Raw genomic sequence first — 836 nt, forward strand, 5'->3', positions numbered from 1 at the left:
GGTTTTTTCACCCAGTCCTTGTCTGACCGTGACCCTGAGCTGTTCGGCTCGATCACATCCGAGTTGGGCCGTCAGCGCGACGAGATCGAGCTGATCGCATCCGAGAACATCGTCTCTGCCGCCGTGATGGAGGCGCAGGGCTCGGTAATGACCAACAAATACGCCGAAGGCTATCCGGGCCGTCGCTACTATGGCGGCTGTCAGTTTGTCGATATCGCCGAAAACCTGGCCATCGATCGCGCGAAAGAGCTGTTTGGTTGCGGCTTTGCCAACGTACAGCCGAACTCGGGCTCTCAGGCCAACCAGGGCGTGTTTCAGGCCCTGATCCAACCCGGCGACACCATTTTGGGCATGAGCCTCGATGCTGGGGGTCACCTGACCCACGGTGCGCGTCCGAACCAGTCGGGCAAGTGGTTCAACGCTGTACAATACGGCGTGCGCCAGCAAGACAACATGCTGGACTACGATCAGGTCGAGGCGCTGGCGAAAGAGCATAGCCCCAAGCTGATCATCGCAGGCGGCTCGGCCATCCCGCGTCAGATCGACTTTGCCCGCATGCGCGAGATCGCCGATATGGTCGGTGCCTACCTGCACGTGGACATGGCGCATTTCGCCGGTCTGGTGGCCGCAGGTGAACATCCCAGCCCGTTCCCGCACGCCCATGTGGCGACCACGACAACCCACAAGACCCTGCGTGGGCCGCGTGGTGGTATGATCCTGACCAATGATGAAGATATCGCTAAGAAAGTGAATTCGGCGATCTTCCCCGGCATACAGGGCGGCCCGCTGATGCATGTGATCGCGGGCAAGGCTGTTGCATTCGGAGAAGCTCTGCG

General features: G+C 60.5%; 1 protein-coding gene. It reads left to right on the forward strand.

Annotated features, from left to right (window positions below; genetic code table 11):
* A partial coding sequence (gene glyA, locus ABLN87_RS22305; protein WP_353014302.1) for a serine hydroxymethyltransferase occupies positions 1-836 on the forward strand: 836 nt, incomplete at both ends.

The sequence above is a fragment of the Ruegeria sp. SCP10 genome, from assembly GCF_040329495.1.
In the GTDB taxonomy this organism is placed as follows: Bacteria; Pseudomonadota; Alphaproteobacteria; order Rhodobacterales; family Rhodobacteraceae; genus Ruegeria.